The sequence below is a fragment of the Shewanella sp. MMG014 genome (genome assembly GCF_018100775.1).
Taxonomy (GTDB): Bacteria; Pseudomonadota; Gammaproteobacteria; order Enterobacterales; family Shewanellaceae; genus Shewanella; species Shewanella japonica.
Map to the genome: position 1 here is coordinate 22,318 of NZ_JAGJDZ010000009.1, position 21,564 is coordinate 43,881.

At 40.8% G+C, this 21,564-nt stretch carries 17 protein-coding genes; 10 read left to right on the top strand and 7 right to left on the bottom strand.

The annotated features are described in order from the left end of the window. Positions 1 to 38: 38 nt before the first annotated feature. The 3 genes from J8L86_RS14660 (at position 39) to J8L86_RS14670 (ending at position 2,664) form a co-directional block, all read left to right on the top strand. On the top strand, positions 39 to 683 hold the full coding sequence (locus J8L86_RS14660; RefSeq protein ID WP_055025088.1) for a TetR/AcrR family transcriptional regulator: 645 nt from the start codon (positions 39 to 41) through the stop codon (positions 681 to 683). 159 nt (positions 684 to 842) lie between these two features. Further along, positions 843 to 1,772 carry a DUF6268 family outer membrane beta-barrel protein gene (locus tag J8L86_RS14665; RefSeq protein WP_211030908.1) on the top strand — a complete coding sequence of 310 codons (930 nt, stop codon included), beginning with the start codon at positions 843 to 845 and terminating at the stop codon, positions 1,770 to 1,772. Between the two features lie 79 nt (positions 1,773 to 1,851). Beyond that, positions 1,852 to 2,664, top strand: a complete 813-nt coding sequence (locus J8L86_RS14670) for a hypothetical protein (RefSeq protein WP_211030909.1) — start codon at positions 1,852 to 1,854, stop codon at positions 2,662 to 2,664. Positions 2,665 to 2,827: 163 nt separating this feature from the next. On the opposite strand, the gene J8L86_RS14675 is transcribed toward J8L86_RS14670, so the two are convergent. The 4 genes from J8L86_RS14675 to J8L86_RS14690 form a co-directional block, all read right to left on the bottom strand. Then, positions 2,828 to 3,400, bottom strand: a complete 573-nt coding sequence (locus J8L86_RS14675) for a chalcone isomerase family protein (RefSeq protein WP_065108571.1) — start codon at positions 3,398 to 3,400, stop codon at positions 2,828 to 2,830. Positions 3,401 to 3,749: 349 nt separating this feature from the next. Next, positions 3,750 to 4,229, bottom strand: a complete 480-nt coding sequence (locus tag J8L86_RS14680; protein WP_055025085.1) for a DUF2947 domain-containing protein — start codon at positions 4,227 to 4,229, stop codon at positions 3,750 to 3,752. Positions 4,230 to 4,392: 163 nt separating this feature from the next. Beyond that, positions 4,393 to 5,955 (bottom strand): PAS domain-containing methyl-accepting chemotaxis protein, encoded by a 1,563-nt coding sequence (locus J8L86_RS14685; RefSeq protein ID WP_211030910.1) that lies wholly within the window; start codon positions 5,953 to 5,955, stop codon positions 4,393 to 4,395. Positions 5,956 to 6,311: 356 nt separating this feature from the next. Further along, positions 6,312 to 8,603, bottom strand: coding sequence for a peptidase U32 family protein (locus tag J8L86_RS14690; protein ID WP_211030911.1), 2,292 nt, complete (start codon positions 8,601 to 8,603; stop codon positions 6,312 to 6,314). A gap of 126 nt (positions 8,604 to 8,729) precedes the next feature. Between J8L86_RS14690 and J8L86_RS14695 the strand changes: the two genes are divergently transcribed. Further along, positions 8,730 to 9,389, top strand: coding sequence for a glutathione S-transferase (locus J8L86_RS14695; protein ID WP_065108568.1), 660 nt, complete (start codon positions 8,730 to 8,732; stop codon positions 9,387 to 9,389). Here the strand turns inward: J8L86_RS14695 and J8L86_RS14700 are convergent. Next, complete coding sequence (locus J8L86_RS14700; protein WP_211030912.1) at positions 9,386 to 10,174, bottom strand: SDR family oxidoreductase; 789 nt, start codon at positions 10,172 to 10,174, stop codon at positions 9,386 to 9,388. The two genes, J8L86_RS14695 and J8L86_RS14700, sit on opposite strands and share 4 nt — an antisense overlap. A 115-nt stretch (positions 10,175 to 10,289) precedes the next feature. Between J8L86_RS14700 and J8L86_RS14705 the strand changes: the two genes are divergently transcribed. Further along, positions 10,290 to 10,643, top strand: a complete 354-nt coding sequence (locus tag J8L86_RS14705; RefSeq protein WP_055025080.1) for a winged helix-turn-helix transcriptional regulator — start codon at positions 10,290 to 10,292, stop codon at positions 10,641 to 10,643. A 71-nt stretch (positions 10,644 to 10,714) separates the two neighbouring features. On the opposite strand, the gene J8L86_RS14710 is transcribed toward J8L86_RS14705, so the two are convergent. Together J8L86_RS14710 and J8L86_RS14715 are read right to left on the bottom strand one after the other, a co-directional pair. Continuing rightward, entirely contained in the window at positions 10,715 to 12,127 is a 1,413-nt protein-coding gene (locus J8L86_RS14710) for an endonuclease/exonuclease/phosphatase family protein (protein WP_065108565.1), read from the bottom strand. A gap of 381 nt (positions 12,128 to 12,508) precedes the next feature. Continuing rightward, on the bottom strand, positions 12,509 to 15,094 hold the full coding sequence (locus J8L86_RS14715) for an acylase (protein ID WP_211030967.1): 2,586 nt from the start codon (positions 15,092 to 15,094) through the stop codon (positions 12,509 to 12,511). 442 nt (positions 15,095 to 15,536) lie between these two features. Here J8L86_RS14715 and J8L86_RS14720 point away from each other — a divergent pair, with 442 nt between their 5' ends. The 5 genes from J8L86_RS14720 to pseB all read left to right on the top strand — a co-directional run bounded on the left by J8L86_RS14720 (position 15,537) and on the right by pseB (position 21,562). Next, complete coding sequence (locus J8L86_RS14720) at positions 15,537 to 17,615, top strand: protein-disulfide reductase DsbD domain-containing protein (RefSeq protein ID WP_211030913.1); 2,079 nt, start codon at positions 15,537 to 15,539, stop codon at positions 17,613 to 17,615. 174 nt (positions 17,616 to 17,789) lie between these two features. Next, a complete protein-coding gene (locus J8L86_RS14725) occupies positions 17,790 to 18,311 on the top strand; it encodes a protein disulfide oxidoreductase (protein ID WP_211030914.1) in 522 nt (173 codons plus the stop codon). A gap of 195 nt (positions 18,312 to 18,506) precedes the next feature. After that, on the top strand, positions 18,507 to 19,013 hold the full coding sequence (locus J8L86_RS14730) for a prepilin-type N-terminal cleavage/methylation domain-containing protein (protein ID WP_211030915.1): 507 nt from the start codon (positions 18,507 to 18,509) through the stop codon (positions 19,011 to 19,013). A gap of 236 nt (positions 19,014 to 19,249) precedes the next feature. Then, on the top strand, positions 19,250 to 20,029 hold the full coding sequence (locus J8L86_RS14735) for a class I SAM-dependent methyltransferase (protein WP_119969021.1): 780 nt from the start codon (positions 19,250 to 19,252) through the stop codon (positions 20,027 to 20,029). A gap of 540 nt (positions 20,030 to 20,569) precedes the next feature. Continuing rightward, complete coding sequence (gene pseB, locus J8L86_RS14740; protein ID WP_055025074.1) at positions 20,570 to 21,562, top strand: UDP-N-acetylglucosamine 4,6-dehydratase (inverting); 993 nt, start codon at positions 20,570 to 20,572, stop codon at positions 21,560 to 21,562. Positions 21,563 to 21,564: the final 2 nt, after the last annotated feature.

Consider the following 21,564-nt stretch of genomic DNA (forward strand, 5'->3'; position numbering starts at 1 on the left):
TGATGACGTGCGCCTGTTGAGACAAAAAAGAAGAGTTTATGAGCAAAATTTCTGATATTCCAGTGACATGTAATCATGACTTGCCGCGAACAAGAAGTGAGCAAAAAAAAGCAACGATACTGCAATCGGCCATTGAGCTTTTTTGTGTTCAAGGCTTTCCGAGCACCAGTATGGATATGGTGGCGAAGAAGGCAGGCGTATCAAAGCAAACGGTTTATTCTCACTATGGATCTAAAGATGAGTTGTTTATTGCTGCTATCGAATCTAAATGTGTTGTTCATCAGTTAACGGGCAACTTACTAGAAGACGCGACAAATCCTGAAAATACAATTCGTACCTTTGCGCACCAGTTTGGCGAGCTAATCATTAGTGATGAAGTCGTTGCTGTATTTAAAACCTGTTTGGCTCATGCTGAAACTCACCCGAATTTATCCAAGCTTTATTTTGATGCTGGCCCCAAACACATATTGGGCTTATTAAGTGAGTACTTGGATGAAGTCAACAAACAAGGCGTTTTTTATTTTGAAAAGCCGCATGACTGTGCCGTGAGGTTATGTTTAATGTTGTTTGGTGAGGTAAAGCTTCGACTAGAGCTAGGCTTAGATGTGAGCGATTTAATTGCAGATCGAGAGCAATATATAAACGATAGCGTTAACCTATTTTTAACGGCTCACCGTATTTAAGATTTGAATGTAAATCAGTGCTTTTGTGTCATGCTAAAACTGTGTAATATCTCATAATATATTGAAATTGTGATCCAAATTGGTAGTGCCTTGGTATTACCTTTTGCTATTGAATATTAATCATTTCGACCACAATAATAATGAGAAAGGAAGCAGTTAATGAAAGTTATTCCAAGCTTGTTCCAGGCTAATCAGCTTGACGTAAGTTCTGTTAAAAAAGTGGTTAAGTTAACAGCGCTTGCTGGACTTCTCCTTGCTCCTCAAGTTATCGCGAGAGATTACTCCCCGTTTAAGTTTCATGTCTCGCGCACTTCCACAGACTCAGCCCAAGTGGGTGACACTAACGCTGAGTTACAACGTGATGTTTGGCGCTTAAAGTTATCGGGTGCGATGCCTATCAACAAAGAGTGGATGATCGGCGCTAATATTGGTTACGACAATTTAGATTATGGCTTTAAAAACATCGATAGCGGTGTGTTGAACGGCCAAGTCACGCCTTGGAATTCAATCAATAAGTACAGTGCGGGTTTGTCACTGATTTACCGTCCAAATCAAAATTGGATGTTTATGGTTGCGCCTAAGCTGCAATATTCTTATGCCAATACCGCATCATCTTCAGATGCACAAAGCTATGGTGTAGTTGGCTCGGCGATGTATCGTTTTGAGTCTGGCAACATGCTCGGCTTTGGTGTGGCATATCTTAATGATATTTCAGAAGTTAAAACCGTACCTTACATTGCCGTGCGCTGGAAAATTACTGATAAGTTAACGCTAGGTAACCCCTTTGAAGCGGGCTTTAGTGGACCTGCTGGTCTTGAGTTGACTTATAATTTGAATGAAAAGTGGGATTTTGGTTTAGGGACATCTCGACGCACAGAGCGCTTTTTGATTTCAGATGCTGAGCAAACCATTGAAGTGGAAGAGTGGGTGAGCTTTTTAAGAGCGGGCTGGAATATTAGTAATAAAGCGACAGTGAATGCTTACGGCGGATATTTCTTTAACAGCGAAATGGAGTTAAGTCAGCCTGAAGTGACTGATGAGCTAGAAAATCAAGCCGCAATTGGTTTAGCGTTCGATATTCGATTCTAAATATCAGATTCAAAGCTAAAACAGTATAAAGAGATGTGAAGCTGGTTAGGTAATTCTAATATCTACAAAAAGGATATATATGAAGAAATGGATTTTCATTTTACTGTTAGCAGCTTCGTTTAACGCCTTTGCCAAAGACAAATCATACTCAAGTTTTTGCGAACCAGTAAATGAGTACCTGACATCAAAAAGATTAGAGTTAACATGGTCAAAAAATGACTGGGACTCTATTAAAAGAGATACTCCATTTTCTATTAAAGTAATTAACTCAGTCATTCCTGTTATTGATCTGACTGATTTCACACTAATAGAGCCATTTCCTGAAAACACTTGGTTTTTTGGTTCAGAAGATAGAGGTATTGCATTTTTAATTACAGTGGATAGATTTGGAAATAAGAAACTCAATGAAATTAATAGTTCTCCATTGGGTCCTAAAATCATAGAGATATTAAATCATGAGCAACGTCAAAAATTAGAAATGTTTTATCAAAATACAGTTCATGACATTGTTCGTAAAGGTTATGAAATTACACCATCAATACTCCAGTGCGATAAAATTTTTGACGAAGAAAGCTTTAAAAAAACCGTAGATGTTAATTGGTTTGAAAATTGGCAGACGTTGTTTATTAAGGATGTCGCATTTTACAGAGACACAGACTTTGTTTACGACATTAATGGCAAAGACTATGGTGTATTAGGGAACAATAGTTTCAGTATTATCGTCAAGGAAAGTGATTATAGTCTTACAATTTATGCAAATTTTGAAGATTCTGCGGTCGTCAGACAGTACTTTTTTAACTTCATGCAAGCTATCAAACATAAAGAATATAATTTGGTTGATTGGAATTATTTTGGAAAAGAAGAACCAAAACCTTTAACTCTTGAGCCTTAATGTCAGAGTTTCTATCTAATTTTACAAGTGGCTAAATTTTATTTGTACAAGTATGAAAATACCACATAAAAAATTTTTTTAGCTTGGTAATAAATATTCTTATCTTAAAACGAGAAAGCCTTACATCTGCATGAAAGGCTTATGATACCAATCTATCGATAGACTATTTAGCCAACATATTTTTACGTAAGCTTTTTTGTGCAGGGTCGTCACCTAACCAAATCTTCAGCAATGCTTGTCTAAATGCTTCGCCTTCAATAGTGGCTTGTTCCACGCCGTTTTTAAAACTGGTTACGCCAGCACCTTTATGAGTAACAAAGGTAAATTGATCACCTTTGCTGACTTCTTCAGTAAATAGGCCCATAAACTGAGTGATTTCAGCTTGTATTGGGCTAATGTCACCGTCAGTTGCGCTATCAAACCCTTCGTTAATGGCATCGACCATTTTATCTGAGGTGATCATGCCAGAAGTAATGTTAAGGCGAACAACAGCTATTGGTTGTCCTAATACAGACGTTAAATCGGTTGCTGGCGTTGGGATATAGAGGCTGCCAACATACAAATCCATAAAGAATTTACTGCGTACACCTGCGCCATTTAATGCAAGAGACTGCTCTGCGATTGTCAGGTTATCTTCAAGTTCGACACCTGATACGGTTTTAGCTTGTACTAGCGTCGATGAAAATAAACTTGTTGAAAGAACAGCGGTTAGAGCGATTGTTGAAAATGCTTTCATAGAGGACTCTTTTTATAATTGTATTGATAGGACCTGTTGATCTTTGCTGGTTAAGTTTTGTTCGAAATAAAAGTGTTTTAATTAAGGCGGATGGATTGATGCCTAGTCATCTAAGCACTTCTTTATTTAAAAAGATTCATCCAACAAAGAGTAAAACACTTTTAGTTGACCCCTTTGGGCAGCGTTTGTTGTCCATTTTTACTGCGTTATCGACTTTTTATGTAGAATAACTACACCACAAAGTCTCTGCCTTGTATAAATGGATAACAATTCGCTGCAAAAATAACCTTGAAAGATCAACAGGCCCTTGCCACGCTGATAAGTTTGAGTAAACGTGGCTAATCGGTTTTTAGCTGCGCATCCCTAGCTTATATTGTCCATTTTGTTCAAACATGATTGCTTGTTTTTTCTTGGGAGCAATCAGGATTGGACCGTCATCGAAAAACAAAAATGCTTTCCAATTACGGGCAAATACCGCCCAAGTGGTTTCAATAATTTGGTATTTTTCATAGCAGAAGAACACTTGGGTATCGTCGTCCCAATCGATAAATTCAGCAATGGGCTCTAGCAATGCATTGTCATCAGAGTCCCATGCAGATTGCCAATGTTCAGTTTGTTTCCAAGCGTCTTGTTTGGCCGCCCAGTCACCTTTAGAGAATAATTCAGCACGATTACACTTATTACTTATCCATTGATTCCAGACAGTCATCGCACTCTTATCGGTAAGTGGCTTGATTAACGCTTTATCTGTATCTAACACAGGTAAATCTTTATGGTTAAAAATCCACTTGCGCTTGTATGCATCTAATGGGATGTAAGTGTGTGCCAAAAATAGCTCCTAGGTCTGAAAGAGATGGGTCTGCATTAAGACAGGGATTATAACGACTCGGTCATCATAGTGCTAGGGCTGTAGGGCAGGGTTATATTAATACAACAAGAAAGCTTGATGCGCAGCACTCACGGGGGAGTGTAGCGCGCCGCGCACCAAACTTTTAAACTCTAAATCGTCTGATCAGCGAATGAAAAATGCCGATAGTGTTTTCAAGTGATTCACTGGCTGTAAGCGATTTATTCGCTGCATTGGCAGTTTCAGATGCGCCGTCTGCGATATCGATAATCTGTTGGTTAATGTGTTCGGCCACGGCGCTTTGTTCTTCGACAGCAGAGGACATTTGAAAGGTCATATCGGTAATATTAACCACCGCATCTTTAATTTCATTCAGGGCATTACGGGTATTTTCAACGACTTCCACACCGTGTTTTGCTGCAAGCTCACCTTGGGTCGACATTTCTACAGCGCTGGTGGTTCTTTGTGAGAGCTGGTTAATGACGCTGTGAATTTGGTCGGTTGATTCACGAGTTTTCAAAGCTAGGGCGCGGACTTCATCAGCAACCACACTAAAACCGCGGCCTTGCTCACCTGCGCGAGCCGCTTCAATAGCAGCATTTAACGCTAATAGGTTGGTTTGATCTGCAATGGATGAAATGAGATTAGCGGCTTGACCGATTTCAGCGGTTGAGTCAGCTAATTCCTTAACGGTAACAGCAATACTGTCGACGGTATGACTGAGTTGATGAATTGATGACAAGGATTCATCAGCCAGCTTTGAACCTGCATCCACAAATTGAATGGCGTTTTCAGCGCTATGAGAGTTTTCCTCAATTTTTTGGGCGACTTCTTGAATCGCTTGAGACATTTCGGTGATAGCTGAAGCAATCTGTTGTGTGGCAATACCTTGTTGTTCTACGGAGGTCTGAGTGACGGCGACTTGGGTTTTACTGATATTAGAGATGTCACCTAAACCCGAAACCGACTCGTTAATGCGAGTTAACGCGGTGCGGCACCTTGCCATTTCGCTGATAAAGGCAAGCTTTGCTTGAGCACTCATGCCGACATCGTCAAAGTAGGTTTGGGCTACGGTAGCGTCTGCGAACGATTTAGGGCTGATATCCAGTAGGTGCTGCCAATAACTGGATTGCTGTTTAAGACTCCATAAGCTGCTAAGCAAAGCTGTTGCCAGCGTTGCAAATAACCCAGTGTGATAGCCTTGAAAGCCGAAGTATCCCATCAGCGCTAGGCTAGGTAGAACAATTGGCAGTATCTTTACCAGATGATGACTTAGCTGAGTCATTAATGGGGCTGCTGATTTCCCTGCGAGAATCCGTAAATAAGCCTTGGCTGCTCGCTGTTTTTCTGATGGTTCGGCGCTAACCCGTACTGACTCATAACCCACTAAGGTTTTGCCATCATATACTGGGGTAACAAACGCGCTGACCCAATAGTAATCGCCATTTTTGCGACGGTTTTTAACTAGCCCCATCCACACTTTTCCTGCTTTTAGTGTCTTCCACATAGTGGCGAAAACGGCTGCTGGCATATCAGGGTGGCGAACTAGGTTGTGTGGTTTACCAATGAGCTCTTCGCGGCTATAACCACTGGTATCGATAAAAGCTTGGTTGCAATGGGTAATAATCCCTTTGGGATCGGTACTGGAAACGAGTGGGGTATCTGATGGAAATAAATATTCTTTATTGCTTGCAGTATGAGTGTTCATAGTTCTTCTTATTATTAACTGCTGATGTCGCAAAAATGAGCTAAACGTGACGTTTATCTCAAAATGTGTCAAGAATGTAATGCAAACTTAATGAGATTTAAAGTAGCTAAAACAACTGCTTAGAGATGTTTTTTAGGAGGATATGCTAAGGAGTATAAAAACCTTAATTTAAACAAGTGTTTAAGCGGGATTAATGAACAATTGAGTTAATGTTAGGTGATACAATTTGTTGCAGTTTTTGTGTGGGCTAGCGTTAAATTTAAGGCTTTCAGTTTGTTATGGGCATAAAAAAGCCCTGCAAAATAGTAAGCAGGGCTAGATAGTATCTTTATTGCTAAGTCATAATGCAGTCAGACTTACAAACCATTTTGGTATTGCAGATAAGTAGACTCTGGCACCATTTCGGCTAACGTATCACTGGCATTACGATGCCCATCGAGTAAGGCTTCAAATTGCTTAATGAGCGCCACTTTATCAGGTGACTCTCTATCGCCAGCACCAATATTGGTTAGATCAATCATAAAGCCATCAAACATATGGCTTAAATCTTCAATAATGTCAGTATTTAAAAATTGATCTTGATTATAAATACTTGGGTAACCTGCTTTTTGTTTATCAATGGCAAATGAGTCGCCTTTCAGGTTTTTGATGCTAGTTGATTTGTCACAGGACAACATACAGCCATTATCAATTCTTGGCTTTTCACAGCCAACACTTTGCTGGAAGAAACACTGACGGCTAGCCATTAATAAAATTGGATGATAAATACTGTAGAGCATCTTAAAGTTATTTGGTCTGGCTATTTGCTTAATTTGTTGGCGATTGATTTCGTTTGAAATAAAAGCGCCGCTACACTCAAAGCCTTCTTGTAATGCTAATAGTGCATATGAATTAGTCGTATTTAGGAAGGGCCCAGCAATCCACTTAATGCCTAATCGATTAGCATGATAAGCGATACCAGTATTGTTCGTAACGATTAACGGCGGCTTCACTTGCTCAAGAATATTCAATGCGACATCGTAATCTTTACCAATTAGCACAGGCGGGAACCAAGGTATTAGACGAGGATTTTGCTGTAAAAAGTCGACATACTTGGTGCAACCACGTTTATAAGCATCGGGTAATTTAAAGTAAATATCCCCGTCAGTGATGTTGGCTAAATCTGCGTCGGCTTCATCACAAATCAACATTGAAAGCGCCGGCTTTTGGCCTTCAGGTTTTGGGTGGCGTGCAAGCTTTGGCAATTCCACTTCTGGGATGACTTCAATACCATCGTTTAAATAAGCTAATAACTCATTTTTCAGCGTGGTGATTTCACGATAAGGGATACTCATGCCATCAGTGAGGTCTTGGGTGTTTAGCTCGACTAAATCATAGTTGGCGTTATTAATATTTTTAAAGCGCTTTTCAATGGCTTCTTGATCAACGCTTAATTTTTCACTCGGGCGCATTAAACTAGTTGAACTCAACACAATTGTCTTCGAGTCAATATCACTTAAATCACTGCTATTTTGCTCAGTGGTTACTGTCAGTGTTAAGGGCTTTTCTTGTTCGCTGGCAAACGTTAACTTGAGTTTAATTTTTTCAATACTCAAATGCGCAATTTTGTCATCGACCGAGGCATTGATTTGTTTTTTATCCACTTGCAATTGTTGCTGTGCGTCATGGATTTGGACGACTGAAATCGATTCGCCTTTTTCGGCTTTAAGCTTATCGACCAAGTGATTTTTAGAGTTATCACGTGGGTTATCAATAAACATCGATTGGTTTAAGTCACCACGTAAAAATGCATTGGTGAAATCACGGTTAAAGACTTTATAAAGTCGTTCGCCATCTTGGGTGAGTTCTCCGGTTTCTATATAGCCATCGATTTGCTTACGGAAACTCTCGATAACGGTATGAACGTAGCTTGCGCCTTTGATCCGACCTTCAACTTTAAAGGAATAAACCCCCGCATCAATGAGTTTAGGTAAGTCAAAAAATGCTGAGTTATCTTTAATGTTTAACGGGAAGTTATTGCCCGACTCAGTGGTTTCGTATTCTTCACGACAAGCTTGGCTGCAGCGGCCACGGTTACCTGAGTTACCTGCACTAGCAGAGGTTGAGTAACAAAGCCCTGAAAATGCCACGCACAATGAGCCATGAACAAACACTTCTAATAAGGTATCGTGCTCTTTTGCTACCGTGGCAAGTGCGGTTATTTCTCTTAAGTTTAATTCTCGAGATAAGTTAACTCGGGTTGCACCTAAGGTCTTTAAAAATGGAATTTGGCCAGCATTATGAGTGGTTAACTGAGTTGATGCATGAATATCCAGCGTAGGGAAGTGCTTACGCAATACGTACAGTAAGCCCATATCTTGAACGATAACGCCGTCTAATGTGGTGTTAACCAATTTGTTGAGTAGTTTTATGAGTGTTTTAAACTCTTGCTCTAAAATCACAATGTTCAAGGTTAAAAATATTTGGCAGTCATATTGATGAGCCAATCTAATTATGCCAACTAACTGATCGAATGAAATATTAGCAGCACGGTTACGGGCATTAAAAGTATCTAGGCCGCAATAAACAGCATCTGCTCCAGCTATAATTGCCGCTTTAATTGCATCGACATCACCACCTGGGGCTAATAATTCAATCTTAGGTTTCATGCTTTATAAGGTTCTCAGTTAATTTTAATGGGGGGATGTTACCCGTATATGTTGCGAATGAATATGGTTAAAGTACATAATTAATTAGTAAACCCGTATATAAGTTGTAAGGGAAGCAAGACAACAATGAATAAAATCATGGATTTACCTGTAATCTACTCGTTAAGAAATTGTCCGTTTGCAATGCGAGCTCGTATTGCCATTTATAAGTCAAAACAGCCTGTATTACTGCGAGACTTAGTATTAAGCGACAAACCCGCTGAAATGCTATCAGTATCGCCTAAAGGCACTGTGCCAGTCGTTGTGACCCCAACGGGTACTATTATAGAAGAAAGTTTTGAAGTGATGTTATGGGCGTTGACCCAAGGCGATCCTGATGACTTGTTGTTTGCCGATGATGACACTTTAGATAGCATGCTGGCGTTAATCTACATCTTTGATAGCGAGTTTAAGCGCTGTTTAGAAAACTACAAATGCGCTAAACGTTATAGTGAATCTAATATTGTGGAATGCAGACAAGCTTGCGAAAAGTACATCGTTAAGTTGGAAGAATTACTGTCACAGCATCGCTTTTTAATGGCTGATAGAGAAAGCTTAGCAGATATTGCAATACTGCCGTTTATTCGTCAATTTGCCCGGGTTGAGCGCCAATGGTATCTACACGCTCCATATCCTCATTTACGTATTTGGCTGAACCGTTATTTGCAAAGCAAGATGTTCAGTAAAGTCATGACTAAACATCCGCTTTGGTTAGAAAATCGAGAAGATATTCTGTTTTGTGGTTAATTCCTACCTGCCATTACTCCGCCGTCAATATCCCATATGGCGCCTGTAACCCAACTGGATTGCTCACTGAGTAAAAAGTCGATTGTTGCCGCTACATCATCTGAGGTACCAATTCTGCCAATGGGGTGAAACTCATTGAAAGAGGCTAAGGTTTCATCCATTGCATCAGGTTCAATGAATGCCCCATAGATAGGGGTGTTGACCACAGCGGGGGAGACTGCATTCACTCGAATATTGTATTCAGCTAGCTCCATTGCCATATGCTGAGTTAGTGAGTGCAAACCCGCTTTTGCCATAGAGTAAGCAGATGATGGCGTTGCTTTAATCGCTTGTTTAGCCCACATTGAGCCAACATGTACAATAGTGCCAGCTTGATATTGACGCATGTTTTTAGCGATTGCTTGGGAGATAAAAAAACTCGCACGATTCAGGTTTATATAACTATCGTAATCTGATTGCTGGTGGTCTAAAAAGGCGGTTGGGATGAATTTACCTGCTGCGTTAACAAAGTATTGAATGTGATGCTGTGCTTGTTCAATGATACTGATGAGTTGTGCGATATCATCACTTTGATATAAATCTGCTTGCAGGGTTTGTAGTGTGGCTGTTGAAGGTATTTCATCTAATACGGTTTTAGCTGCGATTAATTTATCTACTGAACTGCCGACAATTAAGGTGTTGATGCCTTGAGCAAGCAAACGCTTAGCACTTGCTAACCCTATGCCACTTGAACCGCCTAAGACGATGGCTGAAAACGCATCGAGTGATGGTGTTAAATTGTTCATCAGTTGACTCCAAATTGTTTGAGTTATATTGCCTATAGACTCAGTTTAATAAACGCTTTAGGCTATTGAAAAGTAGGCACAATTTAGTGTCATAGGTACTTATTGGTACATATTTATGAAAACAAAAGAAAATTTATTTTCAAAGAAGTCAGCACCCAATAAAAGTGCGCGTATGGTTGAGGCGATTTATGGATGTAAGTGGTCACTGACTGTGTATCAGTTATTGGCAAATGGTATCAATCGACCTGGGGCTATGGTGAGTCATGTTGAGGGCTTAACCACAAAAGTGCTCAATGTGTGTTTAAAGCGAAATGTTGAGTTTGGTATTTTAGAAAAAATCACTTTCAACGAGCTTCCACCAAGAGTTGAGTACAAGGTAACTGACTTTGGCCAAAAGTTTTTACGCATACTAGATGAGTTAGAGAAATTACAGCAAGAAATTGATACTGATTTTTCATCACTAAATTGATACAAAAAGCCCGCAATGCTTGCGGGCTTTTGTATTAGAAATAAACTGTTTCAGCTTACTATATTGACGGATTAAAGTTCTACGTTAATCCAGACTAAACGGTGATCAGAAGAGACGGATTTTCCGCCGCCGCCCCAGTTACCTACACGCTCGTCATTCATCATTAGACGACCTTCTTCAAAAGTCGCTGGCCAGAATACACCTGAGTCAGTCACATTCAAGTCACTTGAAGGGATAACGTGGTCTAAGCGTAAACCAGATGTGCTGGTCACAAGATCTGGGTACTTAGTGCCCCAGTTTTCTTCTTTACATTCACCGTTAGACAAACACTCTGGTCCGCCTAAGCTACTTGGTGCGTAAATTCCGTGAGTAGCAAGTTGGTTAACTTGGTCACTGTACATTAAGTCTTTGATGGTATCTAAGTAGCCGTCACCAGATTCTGGATCAGCATTCAAGTCACCTAAGATCACAAATGATGCATCGCTATCGATACCGCCTTTGTTACCTTCATCATCGTAAATATAGCTACCTTCACCAGATGTGTAATCATCCCAGAATTTGATTTCAGCACGGTTAAGTAACTTGTTGTTTTCAGTCACAGTGTCGAAAATAGGTGGTGTTGGGTGCGACATTAATAAGTGAATGACTTTATCGCCATCTGCTGTAGGAATGATAATAGGGGCATCAACATGGTTCTTAGATGACATTGGCTTTTCTGCCCATGCCTCAGCGCTGTACCATTCATCACCACATGCCTTACCTTCTGGGATCGGATTGTTTTCGTCTTCACAGTTAATGATGGTTGGGTTGGTTTCGCCTGGCATGTCTTTCCATTTGAAGTCTTGGAAAGTACGGATGTTATCTGTATCAATTGGGTATTGAGACAGTAAGCTGAATGCATATTGACCGTGGTAGAAGCCAAAGCCCCAAGCATCATCAGGAAGGGCAACTTTACCATCGTGGTTCAAGTCGTGACCACTTAATAGGCCAGTATTTGTGGCGAAGTTTTCAAAATAACCAAACTGTATTGGCTCAAGGGCTTCAAATTCTTCAGATGTTGAACCTAACGCATTTTGTGGCACAGTCAGGTAGTTTAAACGGAAACCTTGAATTGCTTGTTGGCTTTCTGCTGTCCCGTCGTTATTGAATTCACCCATCCATAAGATTGCAGGTCGTTCAGTTTGGATAATTGCTGCAACGTTGCGAATTTGAATAACCTTTTCTGCAACAGCTAGTTCTTCGTCGCTAAGTGACTCATCGAACCATTTCTCCATTAATTCATCTTGCTCTGCGACGGTTAACGCCATTTCAGCGACAAGATCTTCAAAGGTGTTTCTGTCAAATGACAAGTTATAAGCACCGATGCGTACATCTGTTGTTTCAGGTGCTGGTTCACCTGGATAGTAGTTGTTTGTTTCGTCGTTGCAACCCGTAAGCAACGCTACACCGACAGCTAAAGCTGCAGCAGTTTTAAACATTTTCATATTGAACCCCATTTATTATTTATGTATTCCCTTTACTGGGAATTGAGCGAGATTTTAGCCATGTGTAATGAGGGGCTACAAATAAAATATACCAATGTAAATGCGGGGTTAATCGCAGATCCGTTTGTGTCTTAATTGGGTTTTGAATGTTTACTGTGGGTTGCGCTTAGGTTGGTTTTGTTGGTGTTTATTGCGAGTTGCTTAATTGAGTGGGCCGCTGTTGGATTAACTTGATTTTACCATTACGTCTTGAGCTTTTTAGCTGTACTTGTATCAATATAAAGCCCGCGAAATGCGGGCTTAGTATTGATGACAACTTATATGCAGCTAAAGGTGCATCTATAGATGCCGCTAAGTGATTATTAACGAGTTAACAGTAAGCTATTCACCTTTTTGAAAGCTTAGTTCAGTCGTTGACTCAACGGATGCGGCAATATCAGCTTCATTAAATAGAAACGGACGCAATTGCTTTTCTGTTGAATAAAACACACTTTGATCGGCAAAAGAAGGACTAAGAATATTATTCGACTCAGAATAAGTTAAGATTCCTTTAGCCACAGGGCCATCATCAGTAAAGCTCACCGCCATCATCCAGCTTGAACCATAGCGAATGTGATAGCCTTCGGCAGTTAACCCTGAAGCCAAAGGCGCCCCTGATACCGCGTCCATCACTGCGGCATATTCATGCTGAGGTATTAACGTATCATCGCCTGACAAGCTGGTAGAAAATACATTAAATCCGCCTTCTGCATTGTGGGTTCCAGGCCAAGGTAGTTTGGTGCCAGAAGCGCTGCCATCAGGTAATGATTTTTCAACAAATTGAACAGACCCCATTGGCGCATCAACTTCAAATCCTGCTGCTTCAACATTAAGAGTTGCACGAGCAAGTGCTACGAGCGCACTGCCATCTGTGGTTAAGGTATGGGGCGTAGTTGCGGCATTGTTGTAGTCAAATGGCACCGCTAACATGCTGTTTTGATCAAACTGATGTGCAAACTCACGAATTAATGCGCCGCCAACGCTGTCGTTATCTTGTTTACCGTTCCACGCCTTTAGCGCAATACAAGCGCCACTGATATCTTTAGAAATCGAATCAGTCACCATGACTGGCGTGTCAACTTGTGCATCACACTGGCTGATTAGGTCAGTAAAAATAAGATCGTTTAAATATATCCGATTAGACAGCAGCGCGGTCTCTAGCTCATCAATATTAAACTTACCATCATCACCTGCTGCATCTTCCATTAAAGTAAGTGCCATGCGGGTACGAAGTGACAGTTGGCCTCGCTCAGGGCCATACATTGGTGAATAATTCTCTAATGGCTCATCAAGGTTAGTTGACCAGAATGAGTTATTAGAGTTTTGCACAAAGTCAGTACGTTCAAGCTTTGGCGCTCGGTTGTACGGCATTGGGCTGTCGAAATCAAAAATAGAGGTGTTACCAGGTAAGATGGTAAAGCCTGCTTGTTCTCTAGCCGCAATAATATCTGGGTTGGTTTTTAACAAAGATACGGCAAAGTCACTTAAGCCCGGCACTGTTGAGTCATCAATGTAAAAGGCATTACCTTCTTTATCCGCATACATGGTGTTATTAAAAATAACCCCGTCATAGTTCTTAAAGGCTTGTTGAAACTCATCTTTATTGGTAGCGCGATTCATTGCAAACCAATGATCGATAGGATCTTTAGTTGCCATATTGGCATCTTGAATCATAAAGGCTTGGCCATCATCCCAACCAAAAGGAGCAAGTCCGACAGGGGCTTCTACAATTGGTCCTTTAGCCGTGGTGTAGATGTCTTTTTCCGCAATGAGCATACCTGCAGGTCCGCCATTAACGAGGACTTGCACGGTTTCTTTGTTGATTGGCATGGGGTTACCTTCATAAAGGTATTGCATGCGATCGCCACTGACTAGCTCAAGGTTATACATCACAAAATGCTCGGCAGTTGAGAAGGTATGTGTCCAAGCTAGGTCTTTGTTAAAGCCAATATTGATTAACCCTGGCATGCCAACGAGTGATCCGCCCATGACATCAAGCTGGCCTGGAATCGTGATATGCGATTGCCAAAAACGCAAGTTGCCCGTATGAGGGAAATGCGGATTACCTAGCACCATTCCTTTGCCATTTTCAGTTTTATCTTTACCGAGTCCCCAGCCGTTTGAGCCTAAATCACGAGGGTTGGTATCTGGTGTCGTAATGGTATTGGCACGAGCGATTAATTTGGTGTTCACATCTTGAATAAAGGCGGTTTGCATTGCTGATGGCGCTGGGCCAACAATACGTGGCAGGTACTCTTCAGCATCACCAGGATTAGCGTAAAAGATTAAATCTAAAAAGTTAGCTGCGCCCGGTAATAAGGCGATAGAGAATAAATAGTTTGCAACATCGACCCCTTCAATGGGTTTAACCCAAGGTTGACCTGCGCAAAAAGGGGAAGCTTGCTGTTCCCCTGCATCGACGTCAGCAAGATATTGGTTGTATCCTGCGCTGAAGCCTTCCATTAATGCACGTGAGTTATAACTAAATTGTGAGTATTGGTTTTCGGCTAACTCGCGAATTTTAAGTGCTTTATAAGCAAAATCTGAAATTAAATTGCCGTTATCTTCAGCTGTTGGAAGTCCTGTGGCAAAGTCAATTGAGGCGTGAGGCCCAAAATACATTGAGCGTTCAGAATTGGCTTTGATAAATCCATCGGCAAGTATACATAAGTTATCTTGTGCTTGGGCGTACCCGCTGCCAAACGCCAAGCTTTCAAGGTTGTCAGCTTGAATATGTGGAACGCCATAAGCAGTTCGACGAATTTGTGCTTTAAGCATCCCGTCTGGTGCAAAAGCTTGCAGTGGCGGTGTGACTTCAGGTTCAGGGGTAACTTCAGGGGAGCGAGAGTAGTCTGTGTCATTGCCGCAACCAGCGATAAAAACTGAAGATGCAACGCCAATAGCTAGCATGAGTTTATTCAAACGCATTACTTTCATGGAAAATTATCCTTATTATTGTTGTCTCATTTTATTGATAAATGAGTGAGTCTTGCCTTTCCTTGGTGTCTCAACTTCAGAGCAGTTGTGCCTTTAGGGCCACAATATCGAAATACAACAAAAACACCTGATTCGATTAAAGCAATCATTCAAACGTATGTCTATATTTAACCTGTTTCAGTTTATGTCAGAAATAAAGCGCTAGATGAGAGTGGGTAAAATGGGTGTGTTGTCATGAAAATCAATAAATAAAGTACCGCTTCACAGATTTACACTTTATCCACTAATTTAGTGACATTAGATGAACTATTTTGTCATTATTTCGGTCTATTAAGCTGCCATTGTCTATGTCCTTGGTAACGCATTTTTTTATTGTCATTTTACAACCGTATTTATTGCTCGAGCAGAATGAGGGCAATATAAGGAAAGTTTGTTGAATATTGTCAAAACGATCATTTTTTCTACTTTGATGTTGATGCTGGCAAGCATCACTCCATTGGCCAATGCTGCTACGACAGGTTGGCTAGTCAATGATAATCATCCGCCAGTAAAAGTTCGCTTTATGCTGACCGGAGAGCTTGATGAAAAAACCAATACGGTTCCTGCCATTTTAGATGTGCAATTAGATGATGATTGGAAGATGTACTGGCGTACGCCGGGTGAGGGCGGCATTGCCCCGAAAATAGATTGGAGTGAGTCATCTAATCTTGGAGACGTGAATTGGCAATGGCCGACGCCTCAGCAATACACCATCATGGGTTATAAAACCCAAGGTTATCAAGGTGAGGTGGTATTCCCTATTGCGCTGAAGGTAGAAGATATTAATGCGCCAACGTCACTGATGGGCAAATTTACCTTATCATCGTGCACCACGGTTTGTGTGTTAACAGATTATCAACTAGAACTGGACTTTACTGCGAGTCAGCTTCAAGCCGATACAGAAGCAATGTTCGAGTTCAATAAAGCCATTTCGGCCGTGCCACAATTAGTGGATATTGATACGGCTAATGATCAAGTTAATGTGGGGTGGGACAAAGCGCAAAACCTACTCCAAGTGACGTTATTAGATGACAGTTGGCGTCAGCCACAGGTCATTGTTGATGGCGATAAAGAAACCAATTTCAATCCTATTAGCGTAAGTCGACAAACACGTGATGATGGCTCGAAAGTATGGACGGCTTTTTTTGAGGTATCGACTTGGAACGAAGATGCCCAATTGGATACGAAGCAACTGAATATTACGGTAAGTGATAATCAGCGAGCGTATGAATACGCAGCGAATGTTCAGTTAGCCTCAATTGATATGTCAGATAATTCATTACTGACTATGCTATTTTTTGCATTACTAGGCGGGTTGATTCTTAATGTGATGCCTTGTGTATTACCTGTATTAGGGATGAAGTTAAGTTCTGTTATTGCTGCGCCTGACTTGCAGAAAAATCAAATAAGAACCCAATTTATCGCTTCTGCATTTGGCATTATTGTGTCGTTTTGGCTGTTGGCTGCCTTTGTGATTATGCTGAAGGTTACGGGACAAGCTGTGGGATGGGGCGTGCAATTCCAAAACCCTTGGTTTATTGGGTTTATGGTGATTGTCACTTCTGTATTTTCGCTGAATATGCTTGGTGCATTCGAAATTAATCTTCCATCGAGTTTGCAGACTAAACTTGCTACCACGGGGGGCAATGATCATCGAGGTCATTTTTTACAAGGCATGTTTGCCACTTTACTCGCCACCCCTTGTAGTGCCCCGTTTTTAGGGACCGCAGTGGCTTTTGCCTTAGGGGCTGATGTACTTAGCTTAATGGTCATCTTTACTGCATTAGCAATAGGAATGGCACTACCCTGGCTATTAGTGGCTATGTTTCCGCAAATAGCCCGTTATTTCCCTAAACCAGGGCGCTGGATGAACATCGTTAAAGTGTTCTTCTCGGTGCTATTGTTGATGACAAGTTTATGGCTAATCAGCCTATTATCAAGCTTTATCAATGTCATAGCTCTATGGGTCCTTGCGGCTGTGTTAGTGCTAGGTTTTTTTGGGCTTATGGCCAAGCAATATGGCGTTCCAGCTGTTATTGCAAGTTTTAGCATGGTGGTGATGTTTGCTGCTATTGGCGCATTTGCAACGTCTGACGACTGGTCAAATCCGCTGCCAACGGATCTCGCTTGGACGCCTCTTGAGCAAACAGATATTGCAAGTAGCGTGGCTCAAGGCAAAACGGTATTTGTGGATGTAACCGCTGATTGGTGTATTACCTGTAAAGCCAACAAGGTTGGGGTGATTTTACAAGACCCTGTTTATTCAACGCTAAAACAAGACCATATGGCGTTAGTGGAAGGTGATTGGACAACAGCATCGCAACCGATTACTGATTACTTACAAAGTCATGGCCGATTTGGGGTGCCGTTTAACGTGGTTTACGGCCCTAATGCACCAGATGGGATAAAGCTCCCGGTCATTTTAACGACAGAACAAGTGCTTGCTGCAATTGAGCAAGCATCAGCTCGATAAGTTTTATCAACCAATGTGAATACAAATGTTGAGTCTGGCGGTCTAGTCAACGAGCAGTCGCAATACTGAGTAAAAACCTGAGTCTGAATATCAGAATTGAAATCAGTCGTAAAACCTGTATTGCGATAATCGAGCCCTCTTAGACACGATAAGACATTGGAACACCAGATTACGATGAAAGAGCCCAACCAGAAAACATGGGGTAAGAAACTACTCAGTGGTTTAAAACAATTATCAATCATGTTGGTATTGTTTATTTTGGTATCGACAGTGGTTGATCTTTGGCGAGGAAAAGATTTACCAACAGAGTCATTACCAACGATGACTGCAGTCGACTTAAATGGTGACCTTGTTGATGTGTTGGCCATGAGTCATGACGATGCTGTGTTAGTCTACTTTTGGGGAACATGGTGTCCTGTATGTCAATTTGTGACTCCAGCAGTAGATATACTTAGTGAACACTATTCAGTGGTCTCGGTCGCAATGAGCTCAGGCAGTGATGAAAAAATGAAGCACTTTTTGTCTGACAAAGGATATACATTAAGTACGATAAATGATCGACAAGGTTTCTTATCTCGTAAGTGGTCTGTGCAAGTGACGCCAACTGTCATGGTATTTAAAAACGGTGAATTGCAATATTACACCACCGGCTTTACCAGTTTACCCGGGATGTGGTGGCGATTACTCACAGCCTAGCTCACTACTGAAATAAATGTCGCCTTACTAAAAAACCAACACCAGCATAGTGTTGGTTTTTTATTATGTGGTTATTGATATAGGTCATTGGTTTTCTTAGCTTGAATAAGGCGTTAGGTAGGGTTATAACTGATATTAGAATGATTTTTTATTGAACAAATCTGACGTTGCTTTTTATAACCGCTTAGGTGAACTATGAAAAAATTTAACCTGATTGAGTCAAATAATGCGGGATTTACATTGATTGAAATGGTTGTGGTAATCATTATTTTAGCCGTGCTTGCAATCATCGCTGCCCTCAAGTTTTTAAACCTGAAAACCGATGCATCCATTGCAAGTCTCGATAGTTTAGAGGCCGCCATAAAGTCGGCAAATTCAATTGTTTACTCCAAGCTGGCAATTGAAGGCAAAGAAAAGCTTTCTTCGTCCTCTATTGAACTTAACGGAGAAACTATCACCACAAGCTTTGGTTTTATTTCGCCTACTGCTGACAATATTGAAAATGCGATAGAGGGAAGTTTTGAGCAAGTAAATAACCTTAATGCTGAGATCACTGCTGATTGGGGCACCTTTGAAATTGCAGGGATCTTGGTGTTGTTATTTCCAAAAGGCTATACCTTCACTGATACTTGCTACTTTTTTTACTTAGCATTTCCTGGCGCTACCGAACCGAGTTTTTTTGCAAACCAAACCGGTTGCTAAGAGTGGTTTTTACAACGTTATTCTTTGTACTCTACGATGCGCAATAGTGGCTAGTCTCTCTCGTAAGTCGGTTAAATATAGACATAATTGGCAACATATTAGTGTGTGCGCATATAACGGCAGTGACGTATAGTCACTATGACATACAATTACGGCATACAATAACTAAGATAATTGTTTAATTTAAGCGAGTTTGACTAGCAACTCATTACATTGAGCGGAAAAGGAAGATTGACATGTTAAGGATTGATAAGAGTAAGACTTGGATTGCTGCAGTGATAGCTGGAACCTCTTTGTTGTGTAGTTTTTCATCTTTTGCTGCTCTTACGCCATTTCAACAAGATGTCATTGAAGTGATGAAAATGGAGCATCGTACAGATGCCGATAAGCAAAGAGATGATAATCGTGCCCCTTATTATGCGTTGGAATTTTTTGGCTTAACAAAAGAGATGAAGGTCATTGAATTCGCTCCTGGTGATGGTTGGTATAGCAAAATACTGGCCCCGCTGTTAAAAGCTCAAGGCGAATTGCACTTAGCCTATAAAGCAGAATGGTTAGAAGGTTTGAATGATCTGTTAGCAAAAGATGCGATGAGTAAAGCGCAAAAGCTACCTATAGCATTGGACTGGAACCCAAAAGCAAGAAGTTACACATTAGGCAATATTGATTTTGGTATGACAGATGCCGATATGATGCTCAGTATTCGCGAGTACCATAACTTCAATGTAGAAGATAAAACTAAACTGAATAAAGCCACATTTGATGCGTTAAAACCGGGGGGGATTTATGTGATTGTTGATCATACTCGACGTCACATGATGCCTGAAACTGATGAAATGCGTCGCCGTGAAGATCCTGTCGATGTGATTTTAGAAGTGCAAGCCGCAGGATTTGTGTTAGAGAAATCATCGAATATGTTTTACCGCCCTGATGATGAATTACGTTACGAGGTTGGGCGTAAAACCGTGACTGGCAATACGGACAGATTCACTTTGGTATTTAGAAAACCAAAGTAAAGAATATCAATTGAGCTCATTGAGTGAATAAAACGGCATACGGTTTCCCTATGTCGTTTTTTATGGCTGAAATAAGGCCAAATGCCAAGCTTTCGGTGATGCTGCTCAACTATATTATTGTTAAAGATTGAATGAATGAAATTTTCTATGCTAGAAATATTAGTCAGTTGCTGTGTGCAGAGTATTCAATTTCATTAGTCAACATTTTGACAAAGGTGGCGACATGCGAAAATGTGAGCTTCAAATACCACCTTTTTAGACTCGGGTGATAAAAAAATGCCTAAGTCGATAGTTAGTTGAGCTTATAGAGTGATAGACTCAAGCTAGCGGTAGGTTTAGTTAAGTAATTAAAAGTAATGCATATTATTGTTGGTTAATTACTCAAAAAATACAGGCTTAGAAATACGCGGCTAGAAATTTTCCCTGAGTGCGTTAAGTAAGCTTATTGTGGTGTGATTTTTGCTTTTAATCATATATTGCATAAGTTTAATGGGTTTTCAGCCTACCGCATGGACATAATTACAATGATTTGGAGAGTGCATGTTTGATAATCAATCTATTCTGATAACAGGCGGTACTGGTTCGTTTGGACAGAAATATACAAAGACTATTTTAGCGCGCTATAAGCCAAAAAGGTTGATTATCCTATCAAGGGATGAACTAAAGCAGTACGAAATGCAGCAAGTCTATAATGATCCTTGCATGCGCTACTTTTTAGGTGATGTCCGTGATGCAGATAGAATGATGCAAGCATTCAAAGATGTAGATTATGTCATTCACGCAGCGGCAATTAAGCAAGTTCCGGCTGCTGAATACAATCCGATGGAATGCATCAAAACCAATATTCATGGTGCAGAAAATGTCATTAAGGCAGCGATTGCTAATAATGTAAAACGAGTCATCGCATTATCAACCGATAAAGCGGCTAACCCAATCAATTTATATGGCGCAACTAAGCTGGCTTCAGACAAGTTATTTGTTGCTGGTAACAACATTGTTGGTGATGGCAGAACACGCTTTTCAGCAGTGCGTTATGGCAATGTCGTCGGCTCTCGTGGTTCGGTTGTTCCTTTCTTCAAATCGCTTATTGCCAACGGCGCTGATTCTCTACCTATTACTCACCCTGATATGACACGGTTTTGGATCACACTTCAAGATGGTGTTGATTTTGTGCTGAAAAACTTCTCACGAATGCAAGGTGGTGAGATATTCATCCCTAAAATTCCTTCTGTACGAATTACTGATTTAGCTGAAGCATGTGGACCAGGTCTTAAGCAAGACATTGTGGGGATTAGACCTGGTGAAAAAATGCATGAAGTGATGTGCCCAGGAGATGATTCTCACCATACTTTAGAGTTTGATGATCACTTTGTGATTACCCCGAGTATTACTTTTTTTGGCAGAGATAACGATTACTCAACCAATAAACTCGGTGAGAAAGGGCAGTTAGTCGAACTCGGGTTTGAGTATGATTCCGGTAAGAACCCTGATTTTTTATCGATCGAACAAATTAAAAATCTGGATGAGGCGTAATA

Coding starts and splice junctions, on each gene's coding strand:
- J8L86_RS14660 (WP_055025088.1), top strand. CDS start 39: ATGAGCAAAATTTCTGATATTCCAGTGACATGTAATCATGACTTGCCG.
- J8L86_RS14665 (WP_211030908.1), top strand. CDS start 843: ATGAAAGTTATTCCAAGCTTGTTCCAGGCTAATCAGCTTGACGTAAGT.
- J8L86_RS14670 (WP_211030909.1), top strand. CDS start 1,852: ATGAAGAAATGGATTTTCATTTTACTGTTAGCAGCTTCGTTTAACGCC.
- J8L86_RS14675 (WP_065108571.1), bottom strand. CDS start 3,400: ATGAAAGCATTTTCAACAATCGCTCTAACCGCTGTTCTTTCAACAAGT.
- J8L86_RS14685 (WP_211030910.1), bottom strand. CDS start 5,955: ATGAACACTCATACTGCAAGCAATAAAGAATATTTATTTCCATCAGAT.
- J8L86_RS14690 (WP_211030911.1), bottom strand. CDS start 8,603: ATGAAACCTAAGATTGAATTATTAGCCCCAGGTGGTGATGTCGATGCA.
- J8L86_RS14695 (WP_065108568.1), top strand. CDS start 8,730: ATGAATAAAATCATGGATTTACCTGTAATCTACTCGTTAAGAAATTGT.
- J8L86_RS14700 (WP_211030912.1), bottom strand. CDS start 10,174: ATGAACAATTTAACACCATCACTCGATGCGTTTTCAGCCATCGTCTTA.
- J8L86_RS14705 (WP_055025080.1), top strand. CDS start 10,290: ATGAAAACAAAAGAAAATTTATTTTCAAAGAAGTCAGCACCCAATAAA.
- J8L86_RS14710 (WP_065108565.1), bottom strand. CDS start 12,127: ATGAAAATGTTTAAAACTGCTGCAGCTTTAGCTGTCGGTGTAGCGTTG.
- J8L86_RS14715 (WP_211030967.1), bottom strand. CDS start 15,094: ATGCGTTTGAATAAACTCATGCTAGCTATTGGCGTTGCATCTTCAGTT.
- J8L86_RS14725 (WP_211030914.1), top strand. CDS start 17,790: ATGAAAGAGCCCAACCAGAAAACATGGGGTAAGAAACTACTCAGTGGT.
- J8L86_RS14730 (WP_211030915.1), top strand. CDS start 18,507: ATGAAAAAATTTAACCTGATTGAGTCAAATAATGCGGGATTTACATTG.
- J8L86_RS14735 (WP_119969021.1), top strand. CDS start 19,250: ATGTTAAGGATTGATAAGAGTAAGACTTGGATTGCTGCAGTGATAGCT.
- pseB (WP_055025074.1), top strand. CDS start 20,570: ATGTTTGATAATCAATCTATTCTGATAACAGGCGGTACTGGTTCGTTT.